Genomic DNA, 19,304 nt, shown 5'->3' on the forward strand with positions numbered 1-19,304 from the left:
GAGAGTCCGATTGGAAGACATGTTTTGTCTTGCTATTTCCAGAACCGGCCATTTATCAATATAAAGTATTTTTTTATATTTGTTAACGCCGATATTTAAAAACTTCCCTCTTTATTTTTCTACTTATTACTTACTTTCATTCAATACAGAATACTTTCATCTCGCGCATTCAAGAAAAACGAAGCCGACATGTCGGTTTTCGCCCAAAATTCCTGTCTTCTCCAAATTTGAATGACCCGCAACCGGGAGTCCGAAATATGAATAAGGAGTTCTCCGCAATAACAGGAGACGATACGACACCGGCATTATCCATCATCCCATCGCCCGACGATTCACCCATCCTGTCACCCATCCTGACCGCGAACCCCCATATCGATCCGCTCGCGGCGATCGCGCCCCGGACCGCGTTTCCGTCGCTGGCGGACGATGTTCTGGCCCGCATCGCCGACGACATGAACCGGCAGGGGTTCGGCGTCGCGACCGATTGCATCCATCCCGACGACCTGTCCGCGCTCCGCCGCTTCATCGAACAGGCGGTCGCGGCGGCCGGCGGCGAGTATGTGGCCTTCACCGGCCACGACAGCATCCGGGGCACCTTCCTCGAAACCCTGGCCCTCTCCCCCGAATTCATGCAGGCCTGCAGGACGATCTACCGGCACGGCACCGGCAGGACCCCGCCGACGGTGCCGTTCTACCAGGTCCTGCGGTGCCTTTCCGGAAAGACCGGTGAAAGGCACGCCTTTTTCTTTCATTACGATTCCTACGTCATCACCGCCCTGGTTCCGGTCATCATGCCGACCGAAGGCAAGCGCGGCGACCTGATGATGCTGCCCAATACCCGCCGGATCAGGACGACCTATTTCCGCAACCTGGTCGACAAGATCCTGCTCGACAACAAGGTGACGCAGGTCGCGCTGAGGCGGCTGATCTCCTGGGGGTACCTGCGCCCGACCCGGGTGCGCATGCGTCCGGGGAACGTCTATTTCTTCTGGGGCTACCGGTCCGTGCACGCAAACGAACCGTGCGATCACGACAAGACCCGGGCAACGGCCCTGTTTCATTACGCCAATCCCCATGCCGGCAGCCGCCTGCGCGGCGTGGCGCGCGGCACGCCGGCGCCGTAACCCGCACCGGCACGCGGAACCATGCGCATTGCCCATTTCCAGGGGAACGGAATGCCGGCGCCCGGCATGGCGACCGCCAATTCCACGGGTACGCACCGCCAGCCGTCTTTCCGGCGCCCGCGCCCTGCCCGCCTGAACATGGCGCGACGATTGATCGCGGCACTCCTGGCGGCGGCCCCCGCCCCCGCAGCCGCGGCGGTGCCGGAGGCCGCCCCGGGCGCCGCCTACGGCCCGGAACTGGAGGGATTTTCCTATCCCTACCCCGTCGCCTCGTACCGCTTCCCGTCGCAGCGCCAGACCCTGCGCATGGCCTATATGGACGTCCGGCCCGACCGGCCGAACGGGCGTGTCGCGGTCCTGCTGCACGGCAAGAATTTCTGCGCCGCGACGTGGGAGGCAACGATCGGGGTCCTGTCGCGCTACGGCTACCGCGTCATCGTTCCCGACCAGATCGGCTTCTGCAAATCCAGCAAGCCGGCCGCCTACCAGTTCAGCTTCCAGCAGCTGGCGCGGAACACGCACGACCTGCTGGACAGCCTGGGCATCCGGCAGGCGACCCTGATCGGCCATTCGACCGGCGGCATGCTCGCCATCCGCTACGCGCTGATGTACCCGGCCGCGACGCATCAACTGGTCCTGGTGGACCCGATCGGGCTGGAGGACTGGAAGGCCCGCGGCGTTCCCTCGCGCAGCGTGGACCAGTGGTATGCACATGAACTGCGGACCAGCGCCGACAGCATCCGGCAATACGAAATCCAGACCTACTATGCCGGCCAATGGCGGGACGGGTATGAAAAATGGGTCCAGATGCTGGCCGGCCTGTATCGCGGCCCAGGCAGGGCAGCCGTGGCCTGGGATTCGGCCCTGCTCTACGACATGATCTACACGCAGCCGGTCGTGTACGAACTGGGCGCGCTACGGGTGCCGACCGTCCTGATGATCGGCGACAAGGACAGGACGGCGATCGGAAAGGACGCCGCCCCGCCCGATGTCCGCGCACAGATCGGCAATTATCCCGCCCTGGGCCACGCGGCGGCGCAGGCTATCCCGCACGCGACGCTGGTGGAATTTCCGGACCTGGGACATTCCCCGCAGCTTCAGGACCCCTCCTCCTTCCATGATGCGCTGCTGAAGGCGCTGGACAACGCCCCGTCCCCCGCACCGTGACACGCGCCCCCGGTCACGCCGCATAGGCGTAGGCTCCGCCCCGCTCCACCGCCCGCCGATAGGCCGGGCGGGCGTGGATGCGCTCCAGGAAGGCAGGAAGGACAGGACCGGCGTCGCCTGTTCCGGCCCGGACGGCCGCGGTTTCCACCGGAAAGCTCATCTGGATGTCCGCGGCGGTGAAGGCGTCGCCGGCAAACCAGGCCCGTGTCGACAGTTCGCGGGTCCAATACTCCATATGAAGCCGGAGCTGCGGCCCCAGAAAGCGCGCCTGCACGGCCCCTGCGATGATCCTGACGACCGGCCGCAGAAAAAACGGCGCCTGGCTCGGCAGCATGTCGAAAACCCCCTTCATCAGCAGCAGGGGCATGGCCGACCCTTCGGCATAATGCAGCCAGTAGGTATAACGCAGCCGATCCGCCGTGCCGGCCGGCGGGATCAACCGTCCCTTCCCGTATGTTTCGATAATATACGTGATAATGGCACCAGATTCCGCGATGACCGTGTTGCCGTCGACCACGACCGGCGACTTGCCCAGCGGATGGATCGCACGCAGCGCCTGCGGCGCCTGCATCGTCTTCGGATCGCGCTGGTAGAACCGGATGTCGTAGGGCAGACCCAACTCCTCCAGCAGCCAGAGCACACGCTGCGAACGGGAATTATTCAGGTGATGCACGATGATCATCGATCGATCCTCCTGCCTCAAGACCCGGCGCCGGCATCGGCATAACGGGGACCGCGCATCCGGGTTGCCGCACCGCGCGGCCGGTCCGGAGCGGCGTAACAGAACCTTGTGCGCGCCGGTCGTCAACTTGCGCGGGTGAAACCCGTTCAGATCGTATCGTCAACCCACCAGACCTGATTGACCGGTAGATATTATGCAGATCACACATCATCGGCACACGCACGATGACGATGTGCCATTCGACCTCTGGCTGCGGCGAGAACTCCACGTCCTGTTCGACGCGGTCGCCCACGAACCCGTCCCGCCCGACCTTCTCCGCCTGGTCGAGCAGGGATCCGATGACCGGTGCCTGCAGGAACCATGCCGGTCCTGTTGACGGCGAACGGTCCGAAGAACCGCACGTCCCCGGCCGTCCATGAGCACGCGATCAGATGGAATGGAATGCATCGCGTGCCCTTGTTCCACAGGGGTACGCGCTTCCCTGCACTCCTTCACGCATTCAGGGCTTCCCGCTGCCGCGTCCTTTCCGCTCGACATGTCTCCGCCGTGTCCGCACTCCATCGATCCTCGACGCCAGCGTCCGAAGGGCTGCGGCCATGCTGCCGACAATGGTCGCCAGCAGCCTGACCCGCCGCTCCGCATCCTGCGGGCTGTATTTTTCGAGGGAGGTCACGATCTCGTCCAGCGTCCGCTCGACGGCGGCAAGGCGTCTTTCCAGGTCGGCGATCATGCTGTTTTCCAAGTCCACCATGCCCCCGAACGACGCCGGATCGTGACCGGCCAGTCCGGCGTCCTTACCCCGCACCGCCGGGCCGCCCGGCACCGGCCGCGATCCTGGTCTGGCGTTCGATCCATTTCTGCGCGTTGATCTTTCGCACCGGATCGAGCCTGCGATAGAGCATCACAAGGTCATGCTCGTCCGGCGACAGGACGGCCTCGATCTTCTCGTCGGCCATGCCCGTCAGCAGCGCCTCGGCGTCCACGCCAAGGATCCGCGCCAATTCGGCAAGATGTTTCTGGGCACCCCCCTCGCGCCCGGTTTCCCAGAATGCGATGGCCGAGCGCGACAGGCCCAGCCCGTCGGCCAGTTGCTGCTGGCTGAGCCCCGCGATTTTCCGAAGGATCCGGATCCGCTTGCCCAGTTCGGCGCTGGGGGAAGCCTTCCGGCCGGCCTCCGGATCGATACCCTGCAACCGGGCCTTCGCCTGCCGGACCCATTGCCGGAAACCGCCCTGGCTGACCCGCGACGGCGGTGATCCCGGCCCTTCGCCCGGGTCCCGATACAGCACGCCGTCGCGCAGCACGTCGACGACGACGCGCGACGGGCTGCCACGACCGGTGGGTGTCCAGATCTGGCCGGGCTGGAGGACGACGGCGTACTGCATGGCCAGGGCGACGTCCGGAAACCGGCCCTGGCCGGCGGGCCGCCCCCCGAACGCCTGTCAGCCCGCGGCTCAGCCGTGCCGGGCGCTGGCCAGGCCCTCGTCGTCGCGCACCACATACGGACCCGCCGCAAGGATCTTCACCGCCAGCAGCCCGATCGTGCTGGGCCGGCGCGCGCCCAGCGGCAGAAGCGCATTGCCGTCCGTCCAGCGGCAGGACGCACTGTCCGGCACGTGCCATCCGGCAAAGTCCCCGGCCGTCAGGTGATCATCGATCCGACGGGTGACATCGGCGTCGAACAGGGTGACCTCCCCCACCAGCACCCCGAGTTCTCGCCGATCGTCGAGGAACGGTCCCACGACGTCCGACGGCCTGCCGGCCCGCGAGACGATGCGGACCTGCGCGATTTCGGACGGGATCATGAACACGGCATGGCCATTGGCCTCGCGCGCCTGGCGGATAATCCGGCCGGTTTCCGTCACCAGATGCAACCCGGCATCCTGCGTCGTCTCCGGCGCGGCCGTCACGCGGGGCAGGCCCAGGGATACGGCACGGTCCTCGATCCGGCGGAACAGGGGCTCCACCACCTCCCGCGCCACGCAGAGCGGCGCTGCCGCGTCATCCGCCCAGGTCTTGCGCGGGCCGAACGGGCCGACAACCACGCTCCCCTCCTGGACCGGGCGAAAGGACTGGCGGTTTCCAGTCGCGAGGTAGCTTTCGGTTAGCAGGCCATCGGCCGTGACGACCGAATGCTCCTCCGTCTCGATATGGTAGACATCGAAACTGCTCAGGGATGTCTCGACAATGATCGACCGCCCGTTCACCAGCATGCGGGCCGGGATCATCCGGCCATCGACATACAGGCAATGTTCCGGTGTCACCAGCAGATCCTTGACCGGCATGCCCTCGGCGAAGGCATCCTTGCGGATCCGCACCGGATATTCGTCCCGGCCGGCGGCCGTCACACGCTGCATGCCGACCCAGATGATGGTGCGCACGACGTCGCGCCCCTCGACATGGGCCAGAACCGCATCGCCGATCCGCATGTCCTCGACGGCGCATGTCCCGTCCGGCGTGGCGATCAGCGTGCCCGGCAGGAAGCAGGTAATGATGCCGTTGGCACCATCGGACTGGGTGAAACTCTTCGAATAGCTCGTGATGTTCCCGAACAATCCTTTATGGGCCGTTCCTGTTCCCTTCAGGTTGAACGGATCTCCCTGCAGCGTAATGGTCCGTCCCGCACCCAGAAGGCCGAGCAGGCTGACACCATCGCCGATCGTGGTCGTGTTGGTCGCGACATCATAGGACGCGGAAATACTCGTCAGGGGAACGACCTGACCGAGCACATTGACGGTGGGTGGGAAATCCATCACGAAATTGGCGGGAATCGTGGTGGTCGGGTTTCCATTCGCATCCACGAAATCCACCGGCACATTCAGGACCCCCAGCGAAAGCCCGGTCGGATCGACCTTGATCTCGCCGCCGGCAGGCCCGACGGTCACGGTGCTCAGCGCCCCCACCCCGATCACATTGCCTTCGAGCTCCAGGATACCGCCATCGACGGTCAGGCTGGTCGCGGCCCCGACCCCGATCAGGCCGCCACCGACCTGCGCCGTGGCGCCGTTTTCGACGGTAACCGACGACAGCGCATTGATGCCGGTCAGGTTCGTCAGATTGACGACGACAGGATCCCCCGCGGGCGTTTCAGAATTTTTCGTGACGAGGATGGCACTGATCGCGTTCAGCCCGACCACGCCCGACAGGTCGCCGGAGCTGTATACGGTCGCCGTGCCGGCGTTAATGGAGACCAAAGCCGTCATGGACTTCCTCCTCGGATTCTGGGGATCTCTGCAATGACAGAAAAATACAAACAACAATCTGAGTCAAATAATTAAAGCCGAATGTTCCAAGTATTTAACTGACAAAATTTAATTACATGACGAAATACTTAATCATATATTTACCTTTCCATGATCGGGACATCATCGACCGATCGCGGTGGCAAAACCCCTCGTGGGGCCGGTGCCCTTTATCAGAGATCAGATCTTATGGAGAGGGCGACGGGCGCGGATCGGCCGGCGACACCAGCGCCGGATTGCCGCCTGGGGGCAGCCGTCGCCCTGCGTCGCCGCTCCGCCAGGACGGCATCGCACTCCACGAAAGGCAATGAAGGCGAGCGCCGGGGGGCGCAAGCAGCCATGCGCCGTTTCGATCCCCCGCCGCACGCCTCCCCTTTTGCTGCGGCGAAGACGCCGAGGAAGGCCGCAGCATGGCGGTCAGATGGGCGGACAGGCGCCCTCACCGGGCCTCATCCGGATGCCCGCGATGCCGGGGCAATCCTCGATTGAGGGAACGGCCCCGTGGGGTCCGGGGCCGCCCCATGCGGCTCAGGGCAGGTCTTCGTCCCGGTCGCGGACCCAGGCATCCAGATCCAGGAACGCCTCGACCATGCGCTCCACCGCCACGGCGCGGGTCGGCACGTCCGGCTGCCGGGTCCGCCAGGAATCGACCAGTTCCAGGACGGGTTCCCCCAGGCTGAAGCTGGCTGTCTCGGTCTCGGCGGGGGCGTGGTCGGGGCGGGCGGTCAGGGCCGAATGCAGGCCCGAAACCTGCGCACGCAGCGCGGTCAGGTGCGACAGGATCTCGATGGAGGTCAGATCAGGCATGGCCATATTCTCCGGAACCGCAGGGCATCGCGGACAATCCGCTCTTCAGCCCCTATCGCCCTGCGATGCGAATGGTTCCACCAGCCGGCCGGCAGCCCCTGCCCCCACCCGGACCGGGATGCGGTCTATGGCCCGTCGAGCGCCAGCCGCCCGATCGCGGGGTCGTCGGTGAAGAACCCGTCCAGTCCCAGGTCCAGATACCGCCTGATCTCGGCGATCGCGCCGGCCGGGTTGCGGGCGTTCTCTCCGGCGTCGTTGCGCAATTGCCGGGGCAGGAAACGATTTTCCGGCCGGCAGGTATAGGAATGGACCAGCAGGCCCGCCCGATGCGCGTCCGCGACCAGTGTCGAGGGCGCCTGCCACGCGCCGGTGTCGTCGCGCGGGATCAGGTCGGTATTGGACGGCCCGATGACATCGGCATAGGTCCTGACCTCGCGCAGCCCGGCGGGCGTCATCAGGTCGCCGAAACGCGTCCGGCTGCCCTGCGCCGCAAGGTCGGGCGGAACCTCCTGCCGTTCGCCCATCAGCAGCATCAGCCGCGCCTGCGGATTGACCGCCTGGACCCGCCCGCGCAGCGTGCGCAAATTCGTGGTCTCGAACGACTGGACCTCCAGCGGCGCGAAGCGCGTGTAGTCATGGGCGGCGATCACGCGCAGGAATGTTTCCTCGGGCGTATGGCCCAGCGCGTGGAAATGGGTCGAATTCTTGATTTCCGGAATCAGGCCGACCACCCGGCCGCGCGCCGCGGATTCGGCCGCGACGAAATCGATGATTTCCTCGAACGTCGGGATATCGAAATGCCCGTCATAGCGCGTGTTCTGCGGCCGGACATCCGGCAGGCGTTCGCGCGCCCGCAGGGTCTTGAGCTCCGCCAGCGTGAAATCGGTGGTGAACCACCCGGTCTCGCGCGTGCCGTCGATGACCAGCGTGCGGCGGCGCGCGGCGAATTCGGGACGGTCCGCGACGTCGGTGGTGCCGGCGATGTTGCTTTCATGACGCGCGACCAGCACCCCGTCGCGGGTCGGCACCAGGTCGGGCTCGACATAGTCGGCGCCGTCGGCGATCGCCTTGGCATAGGACGCCAGGGTATGTTCCGGCCGCAGCGCCGACGCGCCGCGATGACCGAAGACCAGCGGCCGCGGCGCCAGCGACGCGGCGGCCCACGCCCGGGTCGCCCGCATTGCCGTCCCGGCGGCGCCCGCCGCGCCGATGGCCCCTAGAATATGCCTGCGTGTCAGCATCGATCCGCCCTTGGAACGTCGCGCCAGGCGTGTGGATGACCATGCGCCGCGCGATCGGAAAGGCGGCATACTGTCCCGAAGCCCGGCCGATGTTCAAGGCACCCCCCGGCGATCATTGACCAGGCTGGTGGCGCTGCCGACGATCGCAATCGCCAGCAGGCGGTCGAAAAACGCGGCTGCTTGAACTCCTCGAACGCCTTCCGGCCGGGGACGCCCCCGGGAACCCGCCACCCTCTTTGGAACGAGCACGTGTTTTCCACGATGTTCGCAAATCGTCATTCCTGCGGCATGATGTTCCACAACGCCCTGTCCACCCCGCCACCGACAGGGCGCCGGCACCGTGGATCGATGCCGTTCTGCACCTGCGGGCGGCGTCCCCCGCGCCGGACGATGCGGCGCCGTTCTGGACAGGGCGGGACGTTCCCGGTCATATGCCGCCAAGAGAATGGGCCCACCCGGGACGGAAGGCGGATTTCGACGATGATGACGACATGCGGGATCCGCACCGGCGACCGGCCGGCCCCCGCCGCGCCCGCGCGGACGCCCCGATGAAGATCCTGTTCGCCTTCGAAAACCCGCTGCCCAGCACCGAGGCCGATGCCGAAGTCTTCGTGACCACCGCGCGCTACCTGGCGCGGCAGGCGTCGCGCGCGTGGCTGCATGTCCCGATGCGCGACGCGGCCGGATGCCAGGCGGTGGCCCGGACGACCGGCCTGTCGCTGCTGCGCGCCTGGGCGCCGGTCCGGCCCGCGCCGGCGCGGCACCTGTTCTGCGGCCTGACCCTGGTCTGGCGCCGGGCCTTCCGCCAGGCCGATTTCATCTACACCCGCAACCTGTGGATCGCATGGATGGCGATCCTGTTCCGCCAGCGGGTGGTATTCGACCATTACCGCCCGTGGGCCGAACAGATCCCGCCCCTGCGGCGCTGGCTGCATCGCCTGATGTGCAATCCGCGCTTCCTGCTGAACATCTGCCATTCCGACTATACCCGGCGGACCTATCTGGACCTGGGCATCCCGGCGGACAAGCTGCGCTGCATCCGCAACGGCTTCGAGCCCGGCCGCCTTCAGGCCCCGATCCCGGCGCAGGACGCCCGGCGCGAAGTAGGCCTCCCCGCCGACCGCAAGATCGTGGTCTATACCGGCCGGGTCAATCACAAGAAGGGCCTGCCGCTGGTGATCGAGGCCGCGAAGGCCCTGCCCGACCTGCTGTTCGTGCTGGTCGGCTCATACGGCCAGGGCCCGATCGAGGAAATGGCGCGGTCGGTCCCCAACGTCCGGATCGTGCCGTTCCAGCCGCCGGAAACACTGACCCGTTACGTCTACGCCGCCGACGTGCTGCTGATCCCGCCGTCGCTGCAGCCGCTGGCGCGGTACGGCTCGACGGTCCTGCCGCTGAAGCTGTTCTTCTACATGGCGTCGGGACGCCCGATCCTGGCCGGCAACACCCCCGATGTGCGCGAGGTCCTGCGCCATGGCGAAAACGCGTTCCTGTGCGCGCCGGATTCCCCCCGGGCGCTGATCGACGGGCTGGCCGCCCTGACCGCCGACCCGGCCCTGTCGGCCCGCCTGTCCGCGACGGCCCTGGCCGAAAGCGCCGGCCTGACCTGGGACGCGCGCGTCCGCCAGATCACCGCCGCCATCCAGGACCGTCTGGCCGCCCCCCCCGCCCCGCCCGGGGTCTGGGGCCGCAGCCGGCACCGCGCGTGGCTGCGCCAGTCCTGGCGCTGGCTGAACCATCTGGCGCGCACCGGATCGCCGGTCCTGCCCCCCGACCTGTCGGGCACGTAAGCCTCCGTTACGCGTGACGACTGGATCTCGAAGGCGCCGCCTCTGACGGGCCCACGGGGCAACGCAACGCCCCTTGAATCACGCCTACTCGGCCGCCACGGCGATCGCAGGCCGGGCAGTGGTCGGGTCGGGGATGTTCTGCCGGCCGCGATAGCGATCGAACAGGCTGACCTGGTGCACGCAGCTCAGCGTGCAGGTCGGGCTGCATCCTTTCTCGGTATGATATTCGCGCTTGATGTCCTCGCGCGTGTAGTCCAGCAGCGCGATGGCGGGATAGCCCCGCTGCTGCGAGCACCAATGCACGCTTCCGTCCTCGGTGACGTAGAGGTAGCGCGCGCCCGCGCGGCATTTCCAGTCATTGGACCGGCCATGCATCAGGTTCTTCTGGAACAGGCGGTAATTCAGCGTATGCACCAGCGACGGCGAGATCTTCGTCACGGTCTCATACGCCTGCATCTGCGCGGGGCTGAGCGGCTTGAGCGTCCCGTGATGGTCGTGCAGCACGCCCACCGAATGCTGCAGGCCGTACTTGGCCGCCGTTTCCGCCACGGTGATGACGTCCTGCGTGCGCTCGCCGCTGACCCCCAGCACCGAATTCACGTTGACCTTGAAGCGCGCATGCTTCGACAGCAGCCCCAGCCGGTTTTCCACCGACGACAGGCTCTTCATCGAAATCTCGTCAGGCTTCAGGTTGTCGATGCTGATCTGCATGCCCTGCAGGCCGGCGGCGTTCAGCCGGTCGATCCAGGCGCGCGACAGGCGGAAGCCGTTGGTGATCATGGTCACGATCATGCCGTGGTTCCGCGCGGCCCGGATCACCTTGTCCAGGTCCGGATGCAGCAGCGGCTCCCCCCCCGTGAAGGTGATCGACGCGGTCTTCAGCGCCGCCAGGTGATCGACCCGCGCCAGCAGGTCCGCCAGCGGCACCGGCGGGGAAAAATCGTCATATTCGTTGCAGTAGCCGCACGCCAGGTTGCAGCGCCGGGTCACGACGACCTGCGCCAGAAGGGGTGTATATCGCGACCCCACCGCCCGCGACAGGAAACGCACGCCGTCGCGCAGGGTGGCAAGACGGCGGGACAGGGAACTCTCGGACATGGGTACCGCGCTGAAGCCTTCGGGCAAACAATATAGGACAGGGAAGGCGATACTAGCCGCCCCGGCCGCCGGGCGATAGGTCCGGGCGGGCGGTCGGCGGGACCCGCGCCGCGACCATGCCGGCGGCTGGACGTTTGACCCTGGTGGAGCGGCTGAATATACTGCGGACACATCCGGAGTGGGCGGATGCCGGGATGTCCGCGACGCCCGGGCGGACGGGTGCCAGGCCCCGCCCCGCATGCCGCGCATGGGACCGCACGTCCAAGAATGGACCGTATGCCGCCTTGATTATCCGGGATTATCTGTTTCGCGAGATCGGCAAGCCGATGGCCGCCATGCTGGCCATCTGCGTCGCCCTGTTCGCCGGCTACAGCGCCGCCGACTTCCTGTCGGATGCGGTCAACGGCCTGCTGTCGACCAACACCATCCTGGAACTGGTGGCGCTGAAGGTCCTGATCGGGCTGGAGGTCCTGGTCCCGGTGTCGTTGTACCTGTCGATCGTCATGGCGTTCGGCACGCTGTACGGCAATTCCGAATTCACCGCCCTGCACGCGCTGCGCGTGACGCCGCCGATGATCATGCGGACGGTGCTGACCCTGGGCGCCTGCGTCGCGGTGGGGGTCGCCGTGCTGTCGCTGGTCGTCCGGCCCTGGGCCTATCACCGGCTGCACGAACTGTCCAAGGAGGCCGAGCTGTCGCTGGATGTCGACGCCATGCAGGCCGGAACGTTCTATATCGTCCAGCACGGCGCGCGCGTGATCTACCTGGCCGAACGGCGCGGACCGGGCAGCCCGGCGCGGGATGTCTTCGTGCAGGTCCGGCATGCCGACTATACCCAGATCATCCACGCGCAGCTGGCCTATCCGCTGATGGACGAGGGCCCGGGCCGGCACGACGTCGATGTCCGCCTGAAGAACGCCCATGTCTACGACCTGGCACGCAAGCCGGGCGGCCATGACCAGGTCCTGAACGTTCGCGAGGTCACCGAGGATCCAAGCAGCCGCGACACCGAGCCGCTGGGGTACAGTTCCGTCGCCGCCGGCACCCTGCGGATCGCCCGGTCGGCCGCGCCGGCGGATGTCGCCGAGATCCAGTGGCGGCTGTCCACCGGGATCACCGCCCTGCTGCTGGCCATGCTGGCGGTGCCGCTGGGCCGGGGCAAGCCCCGCCAGAACCGCCATGGCAAACTGGGGACCGCGATCCTGATCTTCTTCGTGTACTACCTGCTCTACACCTCCGCGCGGACCTGGGTGCAGCACGGCATGGTGGGGACGGTGCCCGGCATCTGGTGGGCGCCGGCGATGCTGGCCGTCGTTACCCTGGTCGTCGCGCGGGATTTCATCCCCGATCCCCGGACCTGGCTGCCGGCGCGCCTCCGGGCCATCCTCGGCGCCCGCGCGCCGGCAACCGGCGCACAGCGATGATCGGCCCGCGATGAAACGATTCGACCGCTATATCCAGCTTGTCACCCTGCGGGTCTTCCTGCTGGTGGCGACGGGCCTGGTGGCGCTGTTCAGCCTGCTGGAATTCGTCGACCAGATGGCCTTCGTCGGCCAGGGCCACTACCGGGTGGGCGACGCGTTCGAATACACGCTGCTGCTGGTCCCGGCGCGGTTCATGCAGGTCACGCCGATCTCGATGCTGCTGGCCTGCCTGCTGGGCCTGGGGGGGCTGGCGAAGCATTCCGAACTGACGGCGCTGCAGGGCATCGGCCTGTCCGAGGCCAGGATCGTCGGAGCCGCGCTCCGCCTGGTCGTGCCGATCGTCGCCGTGCTGTTCCTGATCGGGCAATTCGTGGTTCCACCGGCCCAGCAGCTGGCGCAGGCCAGGCGCACGGCCGCCCTGTCGTCCGTCGAAACGGCGTCGGACGGCGACGCGCTCTGGGCGCACAGCGGCAACGAGGAATTCCTGAGCGTGCACAGCTTCGGCAACGGCACCACGCCCGAGGACATCGACATCTACGCCTTCGGCACGGACGGCGGCCTGCGGCAGGCCATCCACGCCCGCAACGCCGACATCGGGGCGGATGGGACGTGGCTGCTGCATGACGTGACGCGCAAGGACATCACGTCGGACCTGTTCCATACCGACCGCCTGGACACGCTGCCGTGGCATTCGTTCCTGACCATGCAGCAGATCCATTTCCTGACCCTGCCGCCGGAAAGCGTGCCGCCGGTGGCGCTCTGGCGCTATATCCGCCATCTGAAGCGGCTGCATCAGCCCGCCACGCGCTACGAGCAGGAACTCTGGGCCAGGATCAGCATCCCGTTCGCGATGATCGGCCTGATCGCCTGCGCCGCCCCTTTCGTGTTCGGGCCGCCGCGCTCGCAGAATCTCGGCTACCGGATGGCGGTCGGGGTGGCGATCGCCATCGTCTTCTCGCTGGGGCAGGAAATCACCAGCAGGCTGGGCGTGCTGTTCGACCTGAACCCGGCGCTGACGGCGCTGACCCCGGCGGCGCTGCTGATGATCTCGGCCGCCTACCTGTTCATACACACGCGGGGATAGGGGCGGGGACGGGCTCGGCCCGCGTCACCGGGTCCGGGTCCGCCGGGTCCTGCCCCAGGGTCGCCAGTTCGATGCCGAACGCCGCGTCGCACGCGCGCTGCCGCACCATCAGGGCCAGCAGGACCAGGCCCAGCCCCACGATCTCGATCCCGAAATAGAGCAGCGGCGCCCGGGCCAGAGCGCAGATGAAAATGCCGATCGTGCGATAGTTGGCCGACAGGATCGACCAACGCCGCACTAGCGGCGCGAAGGCCTGGCGATAGCGCAAGCGAACGGCGGGCGCACGGTCCGGATGCGCCGCCAGGGTGGCCGACAGCCGGCGATGCAGCGCCACCGCGCCGCCCGCCGTCAGATGCTGTATCCGCGCATAGACGCCGAACAGGACATCCCCCGGCCCCCTGCGGCGCGAAACCGCCAGCTTCGGAAAGGCGGAGGATCCCCGGCCCCAGCCCCAGAAATTATATTCCTGGCGTTGCATCTCGTACGCCGCGGACTGCACCGCGTGGCACAGGCCGGCCAGGACGACGACGACCCAGACCCACGCCCCGTGATCACGGACCAGCGCCAGCGCCAGACCCGTATAGACCGCGATGAAGGTGACGTAGTCGCAGATCCCGTCCAGGATCTTGCCGGTGTGGGACTGGCTGTTCGTCAGGCGGGCCAGCTGCCCGTCCGCGCCGTCCAGCACGTGCCAGGCGATCATCAGCACGAACCCGGCCACGGCGCAGCGCGGGTCGCGATACTGGTGATAGGCCAGGCCGGCCAGCAGGCCCGATGCCATCCCGCTGACCGATACGGCATTGGGCGTGATGCCCAGCCGGGCGAAACGCGGCGTCAGGTAGCTTGAAATCGGATGGATGACGTGGAGATTGGTGATCTCCTCGATCTCCGACGTCCGGCGGACGGGCTCAGAAATGTCCACGATATCCGGACCTTCGCTTCATGATGGATCGCCTTGTGCACCGCCCGGAACGCGTTCAGAGGCGCCCCTGCGCCATCAGCCGGTCGGCCTTGTCGTAGGCGACCGGATCGTCGACATCGATCCACAGCCGGTCGCCGATATCCAGCACATGCGCGCGCCGCCAGCGCGCCAGCGTGTTCATGGCGCCGGAAATGCTGTCCTCGCCTTCCGCCTGGCTGCTTTCCAGTGCGTCGAACATGATCGGCGTGCACAGGAAGATGCCGGTGTCGAAGGCGTTGTAGTCCTCGATCGACTTGCCGATCCGCTCGATGCGCCCGTCCGTGCATTTAACGCGCGTCACGTCGTCCGGATCGTTGAGCATGCGGTCGATATCGAAATCGACGCCCAGCGTGACGGTGTCCGGCCGATGCGGCGCGGACACCATCAGGTGATTGATCTGCGGATCCAGCAGATGGTCGCACATCGTCAGCAGGAACGGCCCGTCCAGGTACGGCTTGGCGCACAGCACGGACACGCCGTTGGCGCGATCCCAGGCCGGATTGCGCACATGCGTGATCCCGACGCCCTCGGCCGCCGCCAGAATGTCGAGCTCGCGTTGCAGTTCGTCGCCGCGATAGCCGTTGACGACGACGAATTCGTCAATCCCGCCGCGCCGCGCCCGTTCGATGACATGCGCGATCAGCGGCCGCCCCCGGATGGGGACCAGGGGCTTCAGCGGCCCCTTGTCCCGCAGGCGGCTGCCCTGCCCCGCGGCAACGATCAGGCATTTCATCAGACGGGGACGGCGTCCGCGGTGTGCCCGTGGATGAAGGTCTCGACCATCTCATAGGCCTCGTCATCCGTGTACTGGACCGGCGGATGCTTGCAGAAATAGGCGCTGGGGCCGGCCAGCACGCCGCCGACGCCGTGATCCAGCGCCAGCTTGCAGCAGCGGATCATGTCGATGGCGACACCGGCGGAATTGGGCGAATCCTGCACCGACAGGCGCAGTTCGATTTCCATCGGCACGTCGCCGTACAGCTGGCCTTCCATGCGGATGAACGCCACCTTGTTGTCGTTCTGCCACGGCACGTAGTCGCTGGGCCCGACATGGATGGTGGTGTTTTCCAGCCGCGTCTTGGCAACCGCCTGCACGGCCTCGGTCTTCGAGGTCTTCTTGGACGCCAGGCGTTCCTGCTTCTTCATGTTCAGGAAGTCGGTGTTGCCGCCGGTGTTCAGCTGGTAGGTCCGCAGCAGCTTGACCCCGCGCTTGGCGAACAGGTCCGTCAGCACGCGGTGCACGATGGTCGCGCCCAGCTGCGACTTGATGTCGTCGCCGATGATCGGCAGGTTGCGCTCGGCGAAACGCCCCGCGAAATCCGGGTCGCTGGCGATGAACACGGGAATGTTGTTGATGAAGCCGACCCCGGCCTCCAGCGCGCATTCGGCGTAGAAGCGCGCGGCCTTCTCCGACCCCACGGGCAGGTAGTTCAGCAGGATCTCCGCCCCGCTGCGCTTCAGCTCGTCCACCACCTGGGCCTTCGTCAGCTCGGGCACGTCCGCGCACACGAAGGTACGGTCCTCGTCATAGGCGGCCATGTGCTCGGACACGCCGTCCAGCACCGGACCCATCTGCACGGTCACGCCGGCGTCGGGAATGTCCTTCTGGAAGACGGTGACGCAGTTCGGACGGGCGAAAATGGCGCGGTTCACATCCGTGCCGACCTTGCGGGCATCGACGTCGAACGCCGCCACGACCGCGATGTCGCAGGGACGATAGCCGCCGACCGCCTCGTGCATCAGGCCGACCACCTCCTCGCGGCAACGCTCGGGAGTGTAGAAATGAATGCCCTGTATCAGCGCGCTGGCACAGTTGCCCACGCCTGCGATCGCGATACGGATGCCGCCTTTAGTCTTCATAATCGATCCCGTGTCTCTTACGGTGTAGGAAAGGCTCCGCGCCCGGCCACTCATTTGGCCGACACGCTTCGATATGCAGAATGTCCGTCTGAAGAGGACCATCCCGAGGCCCGCACGGCGCGTGACTGCTGTGCCCCGTCGTTTCGTACCGCAGAACCCGATGGCGCGGCCTTCGCGGACCGGTCAACCTTTCCGGGTCCGAACAGCCGTCAATGTCTCAAAGCCTCCCGTGACGCTGGCAGGCACCATCATGGAAAACCACAGTAAAATCAAGATCCGGCCCCTCTCCCCGGCCCTGCGGCCATGGCCGGCGGCGGGTCGTCCCGCGTTACGCCTTGATCTGTAACACTATCCTGTCCCCGCACCGCCGGTCCGCCCTCCCCACGGGCCGCCCGGCGGCCCCCTCGGCGGGATCGGGCCCGCGCCGGCGGCATGCTTCCCGGCCCACGCAGACCGCATGAAGCGGACCGGTCCGCCAACCGCCGACGGTCCCCGCCCGGGGGGTGGAAGATCCCAAAATCCACAACCAGGACAAGCATGTCTCCCCGTTCGCGGCCCCGCGACGCAGGGCAGGACAGGCCGGCACGAGCCCGCCGGGACCCGGCCGGGGCACCCGTCCCCGCCGGCCCGGAACCGGCAGGAAAGACGACCGTCCCGGTTCACCGGACGACGGTAAAATTCTGTGTCTTTATGTTACAAGTTGCCGGCGACGGGCACGCCGACGGCGGGACCGGGCGGCCCGCTTGCGAAGCCGCGAGGACCGCCCGCCATGATCCGCAACCGCAGGGCCGGCCTGCGTGTCCGGGCGCCGGATCGGGGCTGCCCTCCGGACCGTGCCCGCCGGAAAACGCGCCTCCCCGCGCCGGCGGACCGAGTTTTAAAACAGGCTCTTAACCTGCCTTTAACATCGATGCCGGACATCTCGGCCTGCCTGTTACATCACCTGCGCCGGAACGTTCCTTGTCCGGCATGAAAAGAGGACGCGGTGTCCAATCGATCGGAAACACACGGCCATGCAAGCGCGCACCGCACCGCCCCCCGCCGGACCCGGGCGCGGGCGGGCCGGCATCGCGCTGTGCCTGGCGGCGATCACATGCCTGTCCATGCCTGACGCCCGCGCCGCGATCATGGCCGGACAGATCCACACGCGCCTGGTCATCCGTCCCGGATGCACGGTGACGCGCGACGCCCTGTTTCCCGACGCCCCTGGCCGCGACCTGGGATCGCTCGATTTCGGCGAGGTCCCCCCGACTTGGACGCGCCCGCTGACCGCGCAATTGTCCGGGCCGGACGGCGGGCAGGGCCTGCGGGTCGCCTGCAGCCGCGACATCGGCGGTTTCGCGGTCGCGATCGACGGCGGCCGGCGCGGCGACCGGACCCTGGCCGCCGGGTCCGGCCGTGTGGCGTACGGCCTGTATCGCGACGCGGCGCGCCTGCACCCCTACCGCGTCGACCAGCCGGAACGTTTCGCGGTACCGCCCACCGGCATCGCGGTCGACGTGCCCGTCTACGGCATGGTCGCGCCCGCCCCCGTCCCGCAGGCCCCCGGCCGCTATACCGACATGCTGCTGGTGACGCTGGATTTCTGACCGTGCCGCGACCGCCCGGCCCCGGTGCATGCCTCCCCTTCCCCACCCGGCGACGTTCCCCGAACGCGCGCGAAAACCCTCGACAGGACAAGAGCATTCCATGACGAACCGCCTTACGACAGCCGCGCTCCTGGGCATGGCGGCAGGCTTCCTGCCCATGACACCCTCCCCGGCCGGAGCCGCCACGATCAACGGCACGGTCGAGGCGCACCTGGCCCTGACCAGCGCCTGCAGCATCAACGGCGCCGCGCCGAATGACGGCTCGGGCACCGGCTCGGTCGATTTCGGCACGCTGGAATTCGGCACGCAGACCTCGCTGTTCTCCCAGGCCGACGGGCAGGTGACCGACAGCGGGACGCAGGGCATCGCGATCCAGTGCACTCCCGGCACCGACGCCACGCTGACCTTCGTCAGCGGCGCCAACGACACCAACGCCAGCGCGGGCCATGTCCACGCCCTGACGGACGGCAACAGCCATTACGTACCCTACGACATCTTCGCCACGTCGCAGCGCACGACGCCGCTGGCCAATGCCGGCACGGTCCTGCTGACCGCGGACGGCACGCAGCAGGCCATCCCGCTCTATGGCCGCGCCTACGGGGCCGCCGGCCTGGCGGCCGGCACCTATGCGGACACCATCAGCGTCACCCTGACATTCTGAAAGGCCGCCCGCCATTTCCCCGCCCCTGCCGCGGGCGGCGCGGCTGCTGCCGATCCTGGGCGCCGTCCTGCCGCTGACGGCGCCCGCCCACGCCACGACCAGCACCACCATGGCCGTGTCGGCCATCGTGACCGCCGGTTGCGAAATCGACGGCCAGGTCCCCGCCGACGGCGGTTCGGTCGGCAGTTTCGGCACGCTGGATTTCGGCAGCCAGCCGTCGCTGTCGACCGAAACGCTGACCGGAACGCTGCTGGGCGGATCGGGGGTGACCATCAGCTGCACCCCGGGCGTCGCGGCCAGCATGCAGGTCGATGGCGGCCGGCACGACGACGGCACCACGCGCAACCTGCAACTGGCGGCCGGCTCGGCGCAGGTGCCCTACCGGCTGTACAGCGACAGCGCCGAAACCGCCGAAATCCCCCCCGGACTGGCGGTGACGCTGGACACCTCGACCACGCCGGGGGCGGTGACGCTGCCGCTGTACGGACGGCTGGCCCTGCCCGGCACCGGGCCGGCCGGGACCTATGCCGACACGCTGACCATCACCCTGCAATGGTAGAAGACCGGACGCCGA

The 19,304-nt window shown here is 67.2% G+C and carries 18 protein-coding genes; 8 read left to right on the forward strand and 10 right to left on the reverse strand.

Annotated elements, in window-relative coordinates; all coding sequences use genetic code 11:
* Positions 1 to 257: 257 nt before the first annotated feature.
* A complete protein-coding gene (locus HLH28_RS02980; RefSeq protein WP_246395625.1) occupies positions 258 to 1,124 on the forward strand; it encodes a hypothetical protein in 867 nt (288 codons plus the stop codon).
* Between the two features lie 51 nt (positions 1,125 to 1,175).
* Entirely contained in the window at positions 1,176 to 2,291 is a 1,116-nt protein-coding gene (locus HLH28_RS02985; protein WP_246395626.1) for an alpha/beta fold hydrolase, read from the forward strand.
* A 13-nt stretch (positions 2,292 to 2,304) separates the two neighbouring features.
* Here HLH28_RS02985 and HLH28_RS02990 read toward each other — a convergent pair whose 3' ends face one another.
* From HLH28_RS02990 to HLH28_RS03015, 6 genes are all read right to left on the reverse strand, one after another.
* On the reverse strand, positions 2,305 to 2,973 hold the full coding sequence (locus HLH28_RS02990; protein ID WP_182954288.1) for a glutathione S-transferase family protein: 669 nt from the start codon (positions 2,971 to 2,973) through the stop codon (positions 2,305 to 2,307).
* Between the two features lie 499 nt (positions 2,974 to 3,472).
* A complete protein-coding gene (locus tag HLH28_RS02995) occupies positions 3,473 to 3,796 on the reverse strand; it encodes a hypothetical protein (protein ID WP_182954292.1) in 324 nt (107 codons plus the stop codon).
* Complete coding sequence (locus HLH28_RS03000) at positions 3,768 to 4,358, reverse strand: helix-turn-helix domain-containing protein (RefSeq protein ID WP_182954295.1); 591 nt, start codon at positions 4,356 to 4,358, stop codon at positions 3,768 to 3,770. Before HLH28_RS03000 ends, HLH28_RS02995 begins: the two co-directional genes overlap by 29 nt.
* 69 nt (positions 4,359 to 4,427) lie before the next feature.
* Complete coding sequence (locus HLH28_RS03005) at positions 4,428 to 6,176, reverse strand: Hint domain-containing protein (protein ID WP_182954299.1); 1,749 nt, start codon at positions 6,174 to 6,176, stop codon at positions 4,428 to 4,430.
* A 567-nt stretch (positions 6,177 to 6,743) separates the two neighbouring features.
* Positions 6,744 to 7,022: a hypothetical protein gene (locus tag HLH28_RS03010; RefSeq protein WP_182954301.1), complete on the reverse strand. Its 279-nt coding sequence runs from the start codon at positions 7,020 to 7,022 to the stop codon at positions 6,744 to 6,746.
* A 125-nt stretch (positions 7,023 to 7,147) separates the two neighbouring features.
* Entirely contained in the window at positions 7,148 to 8,263 is a 1,116-nt protein-coding gene (locus HLH28_RS03015; protein WP_182954304.1) for a glycerophosphodiester phosphodiesterase, read from the reverse strand.
* 491 nt (positions 8,264 to 8,754) lie between these two features.
* Between HLH28_RS03015 and HLH28_RS03020 the strand changes: the two genes are divergently transcribed.
* Positions 8,755 to 10,053, forward strand: a complete 1,299-nt coding sequence (locus HLH28_RS03020; RefSeq protein WP_246395627.1) for a glycosyltransferase family 4 protein — start codon at positions 8,755 to 8,757, stop codon at positions 10,051 to 10,053.
* An 84-nt stretch (positions 10,054 to 10,137) separates the two neighbouring features.
* Here HLH28_RS03020 and HLH28_RS03025 read toward each other — a convergent pair whose 3' ends face one another.
* Entirely contained in the window at positions 10,138 to 11,151 is a 1,014-nt protein-coding gene (locus tag HLH28_RS03025; RefSeq protein WP_182954308.1) for a radical SAM protein, read from the reverse strand.
* Positions 11,152 to 11,435: 284 nt separating this feature from the next.
* Between HLH28_RS03025 and HLH28_RS03030 the strand changes: the two genes are divergently transcribed.
* Both HLH28_RS03030 and lptG read left to right on the forward strand, forming a co-directional pair.
* Complete coding sequence (locus HLH28_RS03030) at positions 11,436 to 12,575, forward strand: LptF/LptG family permease (protein ID WP_182954310.1); 1,140 nt, start codon at positions 11,436 to 11,438, stop codon at positions 12,573 to 12,575.
* Positions 12,576 to 12,585: 10 nt separating this feature from the next.
* Positions 12,586 to 13,659 (forward strand): LPS export ABC transporter permease LptG, encoded by a 1,074-nt coding sequence (gene lptG, locus HLH28_RS03035; RefSeq protein WP_182954313.1) that lies wholly within the window; start codon positions 12,586 to 12,588, stop codon positions 13,657 to 13,659.
* On the opposite strand, the gene HLH28_RS03040 is transcribed toward lptG, so the two are convergent.
* Genes HLH28_RS03040 through HLH28_RS03050 form a run of 3 tightly spaced genes read right to left on the reverse strand, consistent with a single transcriptional unit; the run spans position 13,640 to position 16,480 of the window.
* Complete coding sequence (locus tag HLH28_RS03040; RefSeq protein ID WP_182954317.1) at positions 13,640 to 14,581, reverse strand: CDP-alcohol phosphatidyltransferase family protein; 942 nt, start codon at positions 14,579 to 14,581, stop codon at positions 13,640 to 13,642. The genes lptG and HLH28_RS03040 overlap by 20 nt on opposite strands.
* A gap of 55 nt (positions 14,582 to 14,636) precedes the next feature.
* Complete coding sequence (locus HLH28_RS03045; RefSeq protein ID WP_182954319.1) at positions 14,637 to 15,353, reverse strand: phosphocholine cytidylyltransferase family protein; 717 nt, start codon at positions 15,351 to 15,353, stop codon at positions 14,637 to 14,639.
* Positions 15,353 to 16,480 carry an inositol-3-phosphate synthase gene (locus HLH28_RS03050; RefSeq protein WP_182954322.1) on the reverse strand — a complete coding sequence of 376 codons (1,128 nt, stop codon included), beginning with the start codon at positions 16,478 to 16,480 and terminating at the stop codon, positions 15,353 to 15,355. The genes HLH28_RS03045 and HLH28_RS03050 overlap by 1 nt, the downstream gene beginning before the upstream one ends.
* Before the next feature lie 1,013 nt (positions 16,481 to 17,493).
* Here HLH28_RS03050 and HLH28_RS03055 point away from each other — a divergent pair.
* The 3 genes from HLH28_RS03055 (at position 17,494) to HLH28_RS03065 (ending at position 19,289) form a co-directional block, all read left to right on the forward strand.
* A complete protein-coding gene (locus HLH28_RS03055; protein WP_182954325.1) occupies positions 17,494 to 18,069 on the forward strand; it encodes a Csu type fimbrial protein in 576 nt (191 codons plus the stop codon).
* A gap of 100 nt (positions 18,070 to 18,169) precedes the next feature.
* A complete protein-coding gene (locus HLH28_RS03060) occupies positions 18,170 to 18,730 on the forward strand; it encodes a spore coat protein U domain-containing protein (protein ID WP_220789909.1) in 561 nt (186 codons plus the stop codon).
* A gap of 109 nt (positions 18,731 to 18,839) precedes the next feature.
* Entirely contained in the window at positions 18,840 to 19,289 is a 450-nt protein-coding gene (locus HLH28_RS03065; protein WP_182954329.1) for a Csu type fimbrial protein, read from the forward strand.
* The last annotated feature ends 15 nt before the right edge of the window (positions 19,290 to 19,304 follow it).

The organism is Gluconacetobacter tumulisoli, from assembly GCF_014174155.1.
Lineage (GTDB): Bacteria > Pseudomonadota > Alphaproteobacteria > Acetobacterales > Acetobacteraceae > Gluconacetobacter > Gluconacetobacter tumulisoli.